The following is a 14041-nucleotide window of genomic DNA, read 5'->3' as shown; positions in this document are numbered from 1 at the left end:
ATCTCCTATCTTTCATTTATCTTATGTACATTCTAACAGATTACATCCCTCTTTCCCGCAAAAAGCCGAGCATTTCATCCAGTGATTCGTTTTGCCGTTGCGTCGTGATGGAGGCGAACAGATCACCCTGCTTTTTTAAGCGCTCGGGCATCGTTAACATTGTAAAGTTTTCGGGTAAAAACCCGCGTTCAATTTCGGACCAACGCACAGGGGCTGAGACCGAACCAAGCGGACGAGCGCGGGGCGAGTACGGAGCCGGTAAGGTGCGACCTTCGCCGTGTTGTAAATAATCAAAATAAAGCTTGTCGCCTCGGTTTTTGATCCACCGTTCCAAGGTGACCTGCCTCGGGTATTTTGCGGCAACGTATTGAGCAATGAATTTATTCAACAAATGCATTTCTTCATATGTATAGATCGGCTCGATTGGAATATAGATTTGCAACCCGGTCGCTCCTGACGTTTTTGGTTGGCTGCTAAGTCCGAGTCCATCTAACACTTTTTTAATATTTAAGGCGACTTCCAACACCCGTTCAAAATGATCCCCATCCGATGGATCCAAATCAAACACGAGTTCAGTAGGCATTCGTTCGCGTTGCCTCGTATTAAAACTAACATGAAATTCCAAACACGCTTGATTTCCTAGCCAGATGAGTGTCGCAAGATCTTGAACAAGGATGTAACGGGTGTCTCGCCAAACATGGGTTGAAATCCAGTCAGGGGCATGTTTCGGAATATTCTTCTGATAAAAAGACTTGCCGTCCTCGACCCCATGTGGGTAACGAATCGTCGTCAACAACCGATCTCGCGCATAGGCTAAAAAATAAGGGGAGACTTCAATCAAATAGCGGATAAAATCAATTTTGCGAAGTCCGATTTCAGGCCAAAGCGGTTTTTCGGGATTTGTAATCTGAAGCTGCTTCCCTTCCACGTCAATTTCAAGTCGTTCTTGCATAAAGTCGCCCCTTTTGTCAATAACTTCATCAAAAAATATGTTAAAAGATCCCAAAGGCCATCCCATTTGTATTATACTTAGTATAAAGCGGAATTGAAAAAACATGTAGATCCATACTACTCAGTGATGAAAGGAAGTGAACACACAATGAATTTGAAACCGTTTACACCCTTCGAACCCGTCCACGCCGACCAGATCCCGCATGGGGAGCAGTGGATCGCGCAGGTGAAGTGGGATGGTGTGCGCGTCTTAACCTACTATGATGGACAAACAGTCCGCTTGTTCAACCGAAAATTACATGAGCGTACTTTCCATTATCCAGAGGTCGCCGCAATCGACACCTACTGTAACGCTGATTCCGTTGTTTTGGACGGGGAAGTGATTGCCCTCGGCGAGGACGGTAAACCGTCATTTCACGATGTGATGCATCGCGACGGGATCAGAAGGTTAGAACGGGTACAAACCGCAGCGAAGAAAACGCCGATCTCCTACATGATTTTTGATGTTGTATATTATAACAATGAATGGATTCACAACAAACCTTTGCGTGAGCGATTAGCTTTACTCAACGAAATTATTACACCTAATGAACAGATTCAAGTCGTCCCTTCAATTGCTGAAAGCGAACAATTGATGGAAGTGATGGAGCAGCAAAACATGGAAGGGATTATCGTCAAAGATTTAAACAGCCCGTATCAAGTCAAAGGGAAAGACAAACGTTGGCGTAAAATCAAAAATTATCGCGATATCAATGCGGTGATCGGCGGGGTTACGTTACGCGATGGGATTGTAAATGCGATGTTACTTGGTTGCTATGATCAAAAAGGGCATTTTTGGTACATCGGTCATGCGGGCGCCGGCAAATTAAAAAAGTCGGACTGGCAAGAACTAACTAAACAGATCGATTCATTTAAAATTGAAGAGCGACCTTTTTTTAACAAGCCAAGTCGTGAAAAAGAGGCGATCTGGTTTGAGCCCCGCCTCTCAGTAAAAGTTCAGTTTATGGAATGGACGAAACGACTGACGTTACGTCAACCGACGATTCAAGCGTTCGTTGATGCCGAGCCAGAGGAATGTATGATCACGACGGAATTTGTAACCTAAGTGATGTAAAGCGCCGTTTTTGTGGACAGCGCTTACAAGAAGACGAAATAAAGAGTAAGCGTAGAGTTACACCGTCACTTTTCTTTTCCGCTTTTTTGTTGTCGATTCTTTTTCTTCTCCAACGTCCGCTTTTTTTTCTTGCTTCGTCGCTTCGATACTCGCTTGCAAAGCAGCCATCAAATCAACGACATTGCCGACACGCGGCGTGTCAGGCGCTTCTTGAATTTCTTGTCCTTCAATTTTGGCGTGAATCAGTTCTGTTAGTTTCAAGCGATATTCATCGGTGTATTTCGATGGATCAAAGGCCGTCGCCAAGTTTTCGATCAATTGTGTCGCCATCTTCAATTCCGATTCGCTCACTTCTAACCCTTTTGGCAAGCCAGGCACATGCTCAACTTCGCGCACTTCGTCCGGATAAAAGATTGTCTCCATGACGATGCAATCTTCATATAAACGGACCGCAGCCAAGCTTTCTTTGGAACGAATCGTAATTTTTGCAATTGCGATCATACCCGTTTGCCGCATCGCTTCGCGCAGCAAAGAATACGCTTTGTCCCCCGTTTCATGCGGGGCGAGAAAATACGTCTTATCAAAATAGATCGGATCAATTTCCGCCAACTTCACGAAATCCAAAATTTCGATCGCTTTGCGCGTTTCAGGGGCAATCGCCTCAAAGTCTTCTTCGCTCATCATCGTAAATCGGCCTTTTTCATACTCGTAACCCCGAACGATCTCCTCCCCCTGTACTTCGCGATCACACGTGGGACACACTTTGGTATATTTAACAGGCGTTCCACATTCTTTGTGCAAGTAGCGGAAGCGAATGTCTTTGTCTTCTGTGGCGCTAAACATTTTAACAGGAATGTTGACCAAGCCAAAGCTGATCGATCCTTTCCACATCGTATGCATAAAAAAACACCCCTTTTGTTTAGGGTGCCTCGAATCTTGGAAACGATACGAACGGCGGCCGGGCAAGATCCTTCCAGCAAACAACCGTTCGCCGCCATTCGTTTGTTTCCCTATTTTTATTGTTCATCAAACCATTGTTCTATCATCGGCAGCAACTCATTCATCGGACGGTTTACTAGCGGCGTTTGCGGCAAGGAACGGATGAAAAATCGACCATACCTCGACTCCACGATCCGCTTATCGTACACGATGACAATCCCTTTGTCCCGTTGCGTGCGCACAAGTCGACCAAAGCCTTGTTTGAAGCGAATCACCGCTTGCGGCACGGATAACTCCATAAACGGGTTGCCGTTGCGGGCTTTGATTTGTTCATTTCTCGCTTCGACAACCGGATGGTTCGGCGGCCAAAACGGGAGACGCACAATCGCCAAACAAGATAACGCCTCACCTGGGATGTCGACGCCTTCCCAAAAACTGCTCGCCCCAAGCAAAATACAATTGGGCGTCTCAATAAATTGCTTCGTCAATTTCGTGCGGCTATTGGAGTCGATACCGTGCCCAAGCACGGTGAATCCCGCGCCGCTCAGCTGTTGTTTCAAAGGTTCATACACTTGACGCAACATCTGATACGAAGTAAACAAGACCATCATCCGGCCCGCAGTCACCTGAGCCAAATCTCCTAACGATCGGGTAAGTTCTTTAATAAACGCGGATTCCTCGTTCCGCGTAAGGGCGGGAATATCGTTCGGCACACAGAGCATTGTCTGTTTTTCAAAGTCAAACGGCGATCCATGATGGATGCTTTCCACCGCCTCGGTTTCCAAACCTAACCGCTTCATCGTGTAATCAAACGATTGATTAACACTGAGTGTCGCGGAAGTGAGCGCGACGCTTTCTTTTTGCTTAAAAAATTGTTCCCGTAACTGCGGAGCAATCTCAATCGGCGTCATCCTTAAAAATACGCCGCGGCGCGTGGAGCGCGTATCGAGCTCCATCCAATACACATGCCCCTCTTCAGGTTCGATTAATAATCGTTGCAACGCTTCATTCCACTTTTCCAGCTCTTTGATTTGTCCCGCAAGATCGACTGCCAAACTTTTTAATTGTTGTTTAGCTGCTTCCACATCGTCAAACAAACCGACGTACACTTTTTCCAACGATGTCTTCAGCAGCCGAATCCAGTCTTGAGCATACGTAATCGACTGGGTTACTTGCTTTCGCCCCCGCCATTCGCCAGGTTGATAGCGCTTGACAAGCCGCCCCTGTTCGGGGCTTTCTTTGCCTGCGCGTCGGCCCCAATTGTACAATTGGTTGAACAAATCCTTCGCATATTCTTTCAATTCAACCGTCATTTGTAAGCTCGTTTCCACTTCGCTTCCGATCTCTTTCCAGATCGGCAAGGACACACACTCTTGTGTAATGCGATCCAATAAGCCGCTACCGCGATCAACCGTTAATTCATTTAAAAGCGCGTCCATTTGCAATGAGTTAAAAGAAAGACCAAGATGGTTACTCGCCACTTCTTCAAACTGATGCGCCTCGTCGATAATCGCATAGCGATACGGCGGCAAGATCCGTTGTTCCGCTTGCAAATCGGTGAACAGCAAAGAATGGTTGGTGATCACGACATCCGCTTCCGCCGCTTTACGACGGGCAGAATAATAAAAACAACGGGAGAACCACGGACATTGGTTATGCAAGCAGGAGTTGGCGTCACTCTGGACTTGGCGCCAATACAACTGCCCTCCAGACGGTAGATTGATTTCCTCGACATCACCTGTTTGCGTTTCGGTCAGCCAAGTTAAAATCTGCCCTTTCGATAGCTGCACATCATAATTATCGAACGAATCAGATAGACTCATTTCAAATTTTCGTAAACATAAGTAGTTATTTCTTCCTTTGAAAATCGCCGCTGTAAAGGGAAAATCAAGCAACTTCGCCAACAAAGGAAGATCCTTCGCGTACAACTGTTCCTGTAACTGAATCGTGTGTGTGCTAATCACAACTTTTTCATCGGATTCTTGGGCGGCCCAATACAACGCTGGCGTAAGATAGGCCAGTGATTTGCCCGTGCCCGTGCCTGCTTCCACCAATAAGTGGCGTCCATCTGAAAAAGCGTCGTAAATTTGTTGCATCATCTCCCGCTGGGCAGGTCGCAATTCAAAGTCTGTCATATGCTCAGCCATTTGCTCGTACAGTTCAGATACAAATGTCGGAAAAGCGGGAATAGCCTCCACATCAATCACTGCATGCCCCGCTTCATCTTTTCGTTGCAACGCGATTTGGCGAAACATTTCTAACTGTTCATCGTCGTCGCCGAGTTGGGGACGAAGCAGGCGTTGCTGTTCAATCGATTCAATCAATAACGAGATATTGGAGGAAAAATTTTTCGTTAAATCAATCAGACGCTGAATGACAAGCAGCGGCAGCGCGTTTAGTTTCTCAATTAAGGTTAAAAAAATATCAGCCGTTGCCTGCGCGTCTGAATCAGCCTGGTGCGGCGCTTCGTGTTCCACATCAAGATCGGACGATAATTCCGACAATTTGTATCCGGTCTGTCCTGGCAACAGCAGGCGCGAAAGTTCCACTGTATCAAGAATCGGTCCTGTAAACGGCAAATATCCTGCATCGCTCAAAGCCGCTTGCAAAAAGCCGAGGTCGAAATGCACATTATGAGCGACAAAGGCAGCCCCGTCTAAAAGCGGCAACATCTTTGCAATCGCTTCATCGATCGGCGGCGCGTCTTGTACCATCGCATCGTTAATTTTCGTTAATTGTTGGATAAAAGGAGGAATGGGGATTCCCGGATTAACTAATGTGGACAGTTGCGAGACAATTTCCCCTTGTTCAATCAACACCGCTCCGATTTGGATGATTTGATCCCCGTCTTTCGGTTTATTGCCTGTTGTCTCAAAATCCACCACCAAAAACTTATTCAAACTGATTCACCTCAGGTTGTTTGCTATGCTACCACATATTCTACCACAACCTTGAAACGGATACGACGTATATGAAAGAGGAGAAGCATGGAATTATTAGGCCAAAGAATAAGGAATGAGACTATGTTGGTGGCAATTATCGGAACAAACAGTGGGTGCGCGTAAACCATCGGATGTTAATTTAAACTTTAACTTAAACTCTGCTCTATGCTTTGACATTTTACGAACCTGAGCAATCATGATTCTCATACACATTCTTATGCTTCACCCATTCCACTAAGTAGCAGGATATATCCTATTGTGATAAGGGCAATAATCTCCTTGTAAAAAAGGAACGAACAAAAGAGCAGCAATGCTGCTCTTTTTAAGTATTAGTCGATGTAGAAAATCCTCTTTAATTTGCTACTTCATAACTGACCCTGTTAGTACTTTCCACCATTTTAAAAATGTTCTTCCCACACTTCACGGGCGCGATCCCGTTCCCCGTTTAAATAGTGAGCTAAACCAAGCCACAGTCTACCGTCTTTCATCGAGGGATCCAGCTGAACTGACTCTGAAAAATAACGCTGAGCCCGTTCATAATTCGCTCTCGCCATCGCCATTCTGCCCGCTTGAAAATAGCCGAGCGATTTAATCGGCGGATGTGATTCGCCAATCATCTGGTAACAAAGAGCCTCCGCTTCTTCCCACTGCTGTTTACTAGTCAACACTTGAGCAAGGCCGGCTAAAGCCAACGTGTAACCTGGATCCTTGTCCAATAAAGTCCGAAACACGTCCTCCGCCTCCTCATATGCCCGCTGATGGTATAAGATCCACCCGTATGAAAATTGGTAATCAGGGTGCTCAGGAGCCAACTCGATCGCTTTTTGAATGTGATCAACGCCAAGCGGTTGTCCATCAGCATGCCATAAATTCCATCCGAGGCCGTGCCAAGCATCCGCATCATACGGGTCCTCTTGCAACGCCATCTGAAAACACAGCGCCGCATTGCCAAATTGACGCATACGCTCAAATATTTTCGCTGTCTCCACTAGCGCTTCGCGATCATCCGCCGTATTGCGAATCTGAGTCAACGTGTAGTTCGCCTTGTCCTCTTCCCCCTCCGCAATATAACAATGGGCGAGTTGGATCAGCGCCTCCCAGTCCTCTTGATCTTGTTTGGCCAACTGCAGCCAGATCGGTTTGGCCTTGCTGTATTGACCCAGCTCCATCCAAACGAGAGCCCGATTAAAATGGGGATCCTTCAATTTTGGATACAACGCGATCGCCTGCTCAAAAAAATGATCCGCTTTTTCCCACTCTCGTCGGGCAGCCATAATACAGCCTTGGGCATTCAACGCCGTCGCTTGCAACACATACTGATCGGTCGTCTTGCTTAACAAATAAAAATGACGATCGGCCTCATCAATTGAGCCATTCATCAGTTCGCTAAAAGCAAGAAACATCCGAGCCACATCCAGGTCGGGCTCCTGTTCAAGCACTTCGCGAAAATGATCAGACGCATGCGGATACATCAATAAGTTATAATAACCTTGTCCTTTTCGAAACATGCGGGCCACATCACCAGACATAAACGACACCATATTCGATGACGGTTTTTCCTCCGCCATATTTTTTATCTCTTGTAAAATTTTATCGGCAACATCGTCAGGGATTTCTTTAAACGGTCCTTTTTCCGCTCCCAGCGCCTTCGTATCGTCTGTTCCGAGTTGCTCCGTTTGCATCTGCTTATCGAATACGCTTAATTGTTCCTCAAAACTTAACCAGCTGTCTAAAATGTCATCACTCATCTGTCGCAATTTAAACAGTTCTTTGCGCAGTGTTTGTTTTTGCTCAGACGACTCAGCTGCAACCCACCGCTCTTCGACTTCGTCCAAGCGCTCCATCAAGGAACCAAATAGGTGTTTGACCAACATATTCCAAACCACCTTTAATCTTGTTTCCCTATATCATTTTCCAATCTCACTGGAAACATGCCCGTCAAAAGAAAAAACAGTGTGAAAGTCACACTGTTTACAAATTGTTTACAAGATCGTCGCGTGGATTTCTTCACCGATAATTTCCACAATGTTATTTTGATCATCCATAATTGCCACTTTTGGCTGGTGGTTCTTCGCTCGTTCATCGCTCACTTGGCAGTAGGAGATAATAATCACTTTATCGCCAGGCTGCACGAGGCGGGCTGCTGCTCCGTTCAAACAGATCGTGCCCGAACCGCGCGGACCTGGAATTGCATAGGTCTCAAGGCGAGCTCCATTGTTATTGTTCACGATTTGGACTTTCTCGTTGGGAAGGATATCCACAGCATTTAATAAGTCCTCATCGATCGTTACACTGCCAACATAATTTAAATTCGCTTCGGTTACAGTAGCTCTGTGAAGTTTAGCGTTCATCATTGTCCGAAACATGCCGCTCTCCCCTTTTTATCGTAATCATTCGATTATCAATTAATCTTGTTTTTCCAAATCGGACCGCAAGAGCGACGATACAATCCATCGCTGTTTCCAGCTGTTCGATCGGTTCCAAGGATGGATACGTTAACAACTCAACATAGTCTATTTTAGCGAGCGGTTTCGTTTCGATCAAAGACCGTACCTGCTCCTTCACGGCCTCACCGTTTGTCGCCGTTTGGAGCGCTTGTTCCGCCAACGTTAACGCTTCATTCAACACAACCGCTTGGCTGCGTTCCTCCATGTTTAAATACACATTGCGCGAACTCAACGCCAGACCATCGGCCTCGCGGACAATCGGACAGGGTATGATTTCAACGGACATATTTAAATCTTGGACGAATCGTTGAATAACCGCCAGTTGCTGAGCGTCTTTCATGCCAAAGCAAGCAAAATCAGGCTGGACGATGTTAAATAGCTTGGTCACAACCGTCGCCACACCATCAAAATGACCCGGTCGAGAAGCCCCGCATAAACGATCCGTCACCTCGGACACGCTAACCGTCGTCAATGACTGCGCGGGATACATCTCTTTCGCGCTTGGAGCAAACAAAATGGAAACGCCGCGTTGCATCGCTTGGGCTTGATCTTTTTCCAAGTCACGCGGATAACTTTCAAAATCTTCGCCAGGCCCAAACTGTGTTGGATTAACAAAAATGCTCATCACAACAATTTCGGCCCGCGCTTTCGCTTCATCGACCAAACTCAAATGACCTTCATGCAAAAAACCCATTGTCGGAACGAGCGCAACCCGCTGCCCTTGCTTGCGGTACGGCTCCAATGTGGATCTCAATTGTTGGATCGTGTCGACTATTATCATAGCTGCTAATTCTCCCCGTACAATTGTTGGATCGTTTCATCCTTCATTGTAAAACTATGCTCAAGCGTCGGAAACTGACGCGTTTTTACTTCTTTTGCATACTGCATAAACGCCCGCTTAATATCATCGCCGACAGCGGCATACGGCTTCACAAATTTCGGTTGAATCGAGCTCGCGTATTGAACAAGGTCATGGAACACAAGCACCTGTCCGTCGCAATCAGGGCCCGCTCCGATCCCAATCGTTGGGATCTCTAACTTTTCCGAAATCAATCTCGCTAATTGATGCGGCACGCATTCTAAAACGAGCGAACAAATACCCGCTTCCTGTAACGCTAACGCGTCTTCAAGCAGCTTCGCGGCATCTTCAGCAGATTTGCCTTGCACCTTGTATCCACCCAGCTGGAAAACAGATTGCGGCGTCAGCCCAATATGACCGACAACAGGAATCCCACCCTGGACAAGCTGTTCGATGATCGGACACAACTCACTGCCGCCTTCTAATTTGACCGCTTTTGCCAACCCTTCCTGCATCACTCTCGCAGCGCTTTTCAGCGTTTCCTCAGTTCCGATGCGGTAACTCATAAACGGCAAATCCGTCACCACAAACGAATTTTTCGTCGCCCGTGTGACCGCTTTCGTATGGTGGATCATATCGTCTAGTGTGACCGGGATCGTTGAATCAAATCCAAGCACAACCATTCCCAGCGAATCGCCGACAAGGACCATCTCCGCCCCCGCTTCATCAGCTAACTTCGCTGTCGGGTAATCATAAGCTGTGACCATGACGATCGGCTCCCCCGCTTTTTTCATCTCACGAAAAGTAGCCGTCGTATACTTCTTCTTTTTTGACATGTTGTCCTCCATTTCTCCTGAGCAACAGACAATAAAAAAACCCTTCGGAAAAAACTGATCCGAAAGGTGGACAATTGGACACAGATGGGTACCGCGCTATGCAAACGGAATCTTCTGTCTCGGTCCAGTAATGGCTCAGAGCAGATTTTTTTCTTCTAAACAAGCGTGCATAAAAAATGCCTTTATGAAATTGTTGTAACATCCATCGGAAGGCCATTGGATTCACCCATCAATAGGTCTCCACTTTAAAAAGTCAACACAACCTACCGCGGACTTCACTCCATTTCGACGAAAGGCGCAAATGGTATCCAGAATTTTTGAGCTCGCTCAAAAGATACCCCTGAAAATCTGTGACATCCGCCGAAAGGCTGTTGGATTCGCCCATCATTAGGTCTCCACTTTAAAAGTCAACACAACCTACCGCGGACTTCACTCCATTTCGACGAAAGGCGCAAATGGGTCCAGATTTTTTGAGCTTGCTCAAAAGCTACCCCTGAAAATCTGTGACATCCGCCGGAGGCCACTAAATTCAGACGAGGGTTGAGCCCTCACTAAATTTAGTACACGAGCATTGGGTCCTCCGCTAAAAAAGTAATCACAACTGCTGAATTTAGTGCTATTCCCTTACCGTACGGATATAGCCAATTTCTTTTAGTATAGCAGAACTGAAGCAAGTTTCAACCCATATCAATATCAGCGGAATAAATGTGTTCGGTTCGGCCGTCCTCCATCCGCAAGAGTAACGCTCCTTGTTCGTCGATTCCAATTGCGATCCCTTGGAGTGTCGCGCTGTTGACGCGACGGGCAGTAATCGGCTTACCGAGCATCAACGCATGCGCTTCCCAGCGCGGTTTTATTGCAGAAAAACCTTGTTCAACGTATAAAAAATAGAGTTCTTCCAATTTTTCCAATAACCGTTTGATCAACGGGGTCCGCAGCGGCGCTTGGCCTTGCTGTTCGATGCTCAACGAAGTGGCGATATCCGCCAATTCTGACGGAAACGAAGCGGAGCTCACATTAATCCCGATCCCAAGCGCAATATAATCAACGCAATCCGATTCTGCTCGCAATTCGGTCAAAATCCCGCACACTTTTTTTCCGTTTAACAACAGGTCATTCGGCCATTTAATCATCAGCGGCAAACCCGTCTGTTCGCGAATCGTTTCGACAATCGCGACCGCGGCGACAAGCGTTAATTGGGGACAGCGTTGCAACTCCAATTTGGGCCGCAATAAGACGCTCATCCAAATCCCGCTGCCTGGCGGCGAGTGCCAGGAACGCCCCAATCGGCCTTTTCCCTTCACTTGTTCATCGGCAATAACGACCGTTCCTTCGGGCGCTCCCGCTCGCGCTAACGCGTGGATCTCTGTTTGCGTCGATTCCACGGTTTCAAAAAAATGGGTTTCACACCCTAACCTCTGTGTGTTGAGACCCGCTTTGACTTGTTCAGCATACGGAATATCCGGGGTAGCCAACAGCCGATAACCCGAGCGACGAACCGCCTCAAACTGATAGCCTTGCGCCCGCAGCTCACTTATATGCTTCCAAATTGCGGTGCGCGAACAACCTAACGCCTCGCTGAGCGCTTCCCCCGATACAAACTGACCGTTCGCTTCTTTAAATAATCTCAGTATTTGTTCCTTCACGTTCGTTCCAAACCTTTCTTGCCGCCGCCAACAGGGGTTCCCGCTGATTGGGGAGTCCGTTGAGCGCGACCTGTTCAAATAACGTATGTAATGTTTCCCCGACCCACGGGCCGGCTTCGCGTCCAAAAACATCGATCAATGCCTGTCCACCGATTGCGAGCTGCCTTGGTTCGCGAATCTCGATTTGGGCATCCAACCGACGCCAACGCTGTTCAATACGCGAAGTTTCAGCAAAGTCTACTTGTGAACTTCGCCAACGCGTCAACTGTTCTGCTTCTAACATTAACGCAAGCCCGTAAGACAGCAAGAGTCGTTTTGCCTGGCGATCATCCGTCGTCGCCCTAGGCAGCGCCCGAACCGCAGCCAGCAAATGAAGCTTGTCCCGCTGTTCCTGATTTGAAAATCGCCATGAACGCAACAGTCGGCGACAACGCTCTAATTCCCAGTCCGCCTGTAACCATAACGCAACCCAACGCCCTCGTTCGGAAAGTACTGAATAGCCTGACGGCAACGCTGCAATTGGGATGGATGCAAATAATGCGATCCACTCGTCAAACGGCAACAAACCAGGCGTCGCCAAGAGCGATAATGCGCGTCGTGGGCGAACTCCCCCGACCATCTTCGCCAGTTCATCGCGAATCCGTTCGCGAGAAATGGCGGTAAGCATGGGCGCGCAATCCAACATTGCCGCCCACGTTTGCGGTTCAATTTCCAGATCAAATCGGGCGCTAAAACGGATCCCGCGTAAAATCCGCAACGCATCTTCCGAAAAACGTCGTTGCGGATCGCCAACCGATCGAAGCAAGCGGCGCTCCAAATCTTGCTGTCCGCCAAACGGATCGATCAACTGACCGCGCCGATTAACAGCCATCGCGTTGATCGTGAAATCGCGCCGGGCTAGATCAAGCGTGATGTCGTCGACAAACTGAACTTGATCCGGCTGCCGATGGTTACTGTATGAGCCGTCGATTCGAAACGTCGTCACTTCAAAAGCATGATCCTGCCAAAACGCGGTCACTGTACCGTGTTTGATCCCAGTCGGGATCGCTCGCGGAAACAGCGCTAACATTTGATCGGGGGTAGCCGAGGTCGCGATATCAATGTCTTGGATTGGATAGCCAAGCAGCCGATCACGCACACAACCGCCTACTTCGTAGGCGGTATGACCGTGTTGTTCAAGATATTCAAGCAATCCGCGAGCAGCTTGCTCCATGTCGATAACCCCCTAGCGCGTGTTCGCGGCGGGCTGAGCGCAAATCCGTTCATAAATCGCTTCGTATTGGCTCGCAATTTGATCCTGACAAAACTCGTGGTACGCGCGTCCCAATGAATTTTTAGAAAAGCGATCGTACAGCTTTTGATCACTTAACAAGCGAACGACTTGTTTCGTCATCCCCTCGACATCACCGATCGGTCGCAAAAAACCCGTTTCCCCATCGGTCACCACTTCGGGAATCCCGCCCGCCGTTGTGCCCACAACCGGCAACCCGCAAGCCATCGCCTCCAACGCCACAAGCCCGAAACTTTCTTTTTCCGAGGTCAACAATAACAGATCGGCAAGCGAGTACATAAAAGCAAGCTTTTCCTGTTTACCTAAAAAGCGAACATGTTCACTCACTCCTAGTTCAACCGCCAATTGGCGCGCCGCCGCGGTATCAGGCCCCTCACCGATAAACAACAATTTTGCTGGCATATGTTGAAGCGTTTGATGAAAAATACGGACCACATCTAGCACCCTTTTGACTGGACGAAAGTTGGACACATGGATCAAAATCTTTTCTCCGCTAGGCGCTAATTCTTGACGATAATCACTCACATCGCGCGGATAATATTCACGTTTGTCGATAAAATTGTATACTTTTTCAATCGGTTGCTCGATCCCTAACACTTGCTTGGTCTTATCGATCAAGTCTTGCGAAACGGCGGTAACGACATCGCTCCGCTCAATTCCAAATCGAATAATATCGCTGAGCGATCGATCGTGCCCGAGCACCGTTATGTCCGTGCCATGTAACGTTGTCACGATTTTGAGTTGCTCGCCGACCATTTCTTTCGCCAAAAAAGCGCTAATCGCATGCGGTATCGCATAATGCACATGCAGCACGTCTAACTGTTCATTTCGGGCCACTTCCGCCATGCGGCTGGCCAAGCTCAATTCATACGGCGGGTAGCGAAACACATCATAGCTGCTCGTTTCCACTTCATGATAGTAAATGTTTTTATAAAATTTGCCGAGTCGAAAAGGCATGTCCGACGTAATGAAATGGACTTCATGACCCCGTTCGGCCAACAATTTGCCGAGTTCAGTCGCAATAACGCCGGAGCCGCCCACGGTAGGGTAACAAGTTATTCCAATTTTCATCGTGT

11 protein-coding genes are annotated in these 14041 nt (G+C 47.7%); 1 reads left to right on the top strand and 10 read right to left on the bottom strand.

What is annotated here, in order from left to right:
- Positions 1 to 40: 40 nt before the first annotated feature.
- Positions 41 to 952 carry a non-homologous end-joining DNA ligase gene (gene ligD / locus BEP19_RS03385; protein WP_120188427.1) on the bottom strand — a complete coding sequence of 304 codons (912 nt, stop codon included), beginning with the start codon at positions 950 to 952 and terminating at the stop codon, positions 41 to 43.
- 147 nt (positions 953 to 1099) lie between these two features.
- On the opposite strand from ligD, the gene BEP19_RS03380 reads away from it, so the two are divergent.
- Positions 1100 to 2056 carry an ATP-dependent DNA ligase gene (locus BEP19_RS03380; RefSeq protein ID WP_120188426.1) on the top strand — a complete coding sequence of 319 codons (957 nt, stop codon included), beginning with the start codon at positions 1100 to 1102 and terminating at the stop codon, positions 2054 to 2056.
- A 66-nt stretch (positions 2057 to 2122) separates the two neighbouring features.
- Here BEP19_RS03380 and ku read toward each other — a convergent pair whose 3' ends face one another.
- The 9 genes from ku to bshA form a co-directional block, all read right to left on the bottom strand.
- On the bottom strand, positions 2123 to 2965 hold the full coding sequence (gene ku / locus BEP19_RS03375) for a non-homologous end joining protein Ku (protein WP_120188425.1): 843 nt from the start codon (positions 2963 to 2965) through the stop codon (positions 2123 to 2125).
- Positions 2966 to 3081: 116 nt separating this feature from the next.
- Positions 3082 to 5904 (bottom strand): ATP-dependent DNA helicase DinG, encoded by a 2823-nt coding sequence (gene dinG / locus BEP19_RS03370; protein ID WP_170145237.1) that lies wholly within the window; start codon positions 5902 to 5904, stop codon positions 3082 to 3084.
- Between the two features lie 440 nt (positions 5905 to 6344).
- Positions 6345 to 7820 carry a tetratricopeptide repeat protein gene (locus tag BEP19_RS03365; RefSeq protein WP_120188423.1) on the bottom strand — a complete coding sequence of 492 codons (1476 nt, stop codon included), beginning with the start codon at positions 7818 to 7820 and terminating at the stop codon, positions 6345 to 6347.
- Positions 7821 to 7928: 108 nt separating this feature from the next.
- Positions 7929 to 8312: an aspartate 1-decarboxylase gene (panD, locus tag BEP19_RS03360; protein WP_120188422.1), complete on the bottom strand. Its 384-nt coding sequence runs from the start codon at positions 8310 to 8312 to the stop codon at positions 7929 to 7931.
- Positions 8287 to 9174: a pantoate--beta-alanine ligase gene (panC, locus tag BEP19_RS03355; RefSeq protein ID WP_120188421.1), complete on the bottom strand. Its 888-nt coding sequence runs from the start codon at positions 9172 to 9174 to the stop codon at positions 8287 to 8289. Before panC ends, panD begins: the two co-directional genes overlap by 26 nt.
- Positions 9175 to 9179: 5 nt before the next feature.
- Positions 9180 to 10028, bottom strand: a complete 849-nt coding sequence (panB, locus tag BEP19_RS03350) for a 3-methyl-2-oxobutanoate hydroxymethyltransferase (protein ID WP_120188420.1) — start codon at positions 10026 to 10028, stop codon at positions 9180 to 9182.
- Between the two features lie 677 nt (positions 10029 to 10705).
- Complete coding sequence (locus BEP19_RS03345; RefSeq protein ID WP_245983277.1) at positions 10706 to 11674, bottom strand: biotin--[acetyl-CoA-carboxylase] ligase; 969 nt, start codon at positions 11672 to 11674, stop codon at positions 10706 to 10708.
- Positions 11646 to 12887, bottom strand: coding sequence for a CCA tRNA nucleotidyltransferase (locus BEP19_RS17910; RefSeq protein WP_120188419.1), 1242 nt, complete (start codon positions 12885 to 12887; stop codon positions 11646 to 11648). The genes BEP19_RS03345 and BEP19_RS17910 overlap by 29 nt, the downstream gene beginning before the upstream one ends.
- A 12-nt stretch (positions 12888 to 12899) precedes the next feature.
- Positions 12900 to 14036, bottom strand: coding sequence for an N-acetyl-alpha-D-glucosaminyl L-malate synthase BshA (gene bshA, locus BEP19_RS03335; RefSeq protein ID WP_120188418.1), 1137 nt, complete (start codon positions 14034 to 14036; stop codon positions 12900 to 12902).
- Positions 14037 to 14041 lie beyond the last annotated feature (5 nt).

Source organism: Ammoniphilus oxalaticus, assembly GCF_003609605.1.
Taxonomy (GTDB): domain Bacteria; phylum Bacillota; class Bacilli; order Aneurinibacillales; family RAOX-1; genus Ammoniphilus; species Ammoniphilus oxalaticus.
The sequence above is the reverse complement of the archived record's forward strand: the minus strand, read 5'-3'. Positions and strand labels throughout refer to the sequence as shown.

What these genes read in the sequence shown, in the direction of transcription:
- ligD (WP_120188427.1), bottom strand. Translation starts at nt 952, where the DNA reads ATGCAAGAACGACTTGAAATTGACGTGGAAGGGAAGCAGCTTCAGATT.
- BEP19_RS03380 (WP_120188426.1), top strand. Translation starts at nt 1,100, where the DNA reads ATGAATTTGAAACCGTTTACACCCTTCGAACCCGTCCACGCCGACCAG.
- ku (WP_120188425.1), bottom strand. Translation starts at nt 2,965, where the DNA reads ATGCATACGATGTGGAAAGGATCGATCAGCTTTGGCTTGGTCAACATT.
- BEP19_RS03365 (WP_120188423.1), bottom strand. Translation starts at nt 7,820, where the DNA reads ATGTTGGTCAAACACCTATTTGGTTCCTTGATGGAGCGCTTGGACGAA.
- panD (WP_120188422.1), bottom strand. Translation starts at nt 8,312, where the DNA reads ATGTTTCGGACAATGATGAACGCTAAACTTCACAGAGCTACTGTAACC.
- panC (WP_120188421.1), bottom strand. Translation starts at nt 9,174, where the DNA reads ATGATAATAGTCGACACGATCCAACAATTGAGATCCACATTGGAGCCG.
- panB (WP_120188420.1), bottom strand. Translation starts at nt 10,028, where the DNA reads ATGTCAAAAAAGAAGAAGTATACGACGGCTACTTTTCGTGAGATGAAA.
- BEP19_RS17910 (WP_120188419.1), bottom strand. Translation starts at nt 12,887, where the DNA reads ATGGAGCAAGCTGCTCGCGGATTGCTTGAATATCTTGAACAACACGGT.
- bshA (WP_120188418.1), bottom strand. Translation starts at nt 14,036, where the DNA reads ATGAAAATTGGAATAACTTGTTACCCTACCGTGGGCGGCTCCGGCGTT.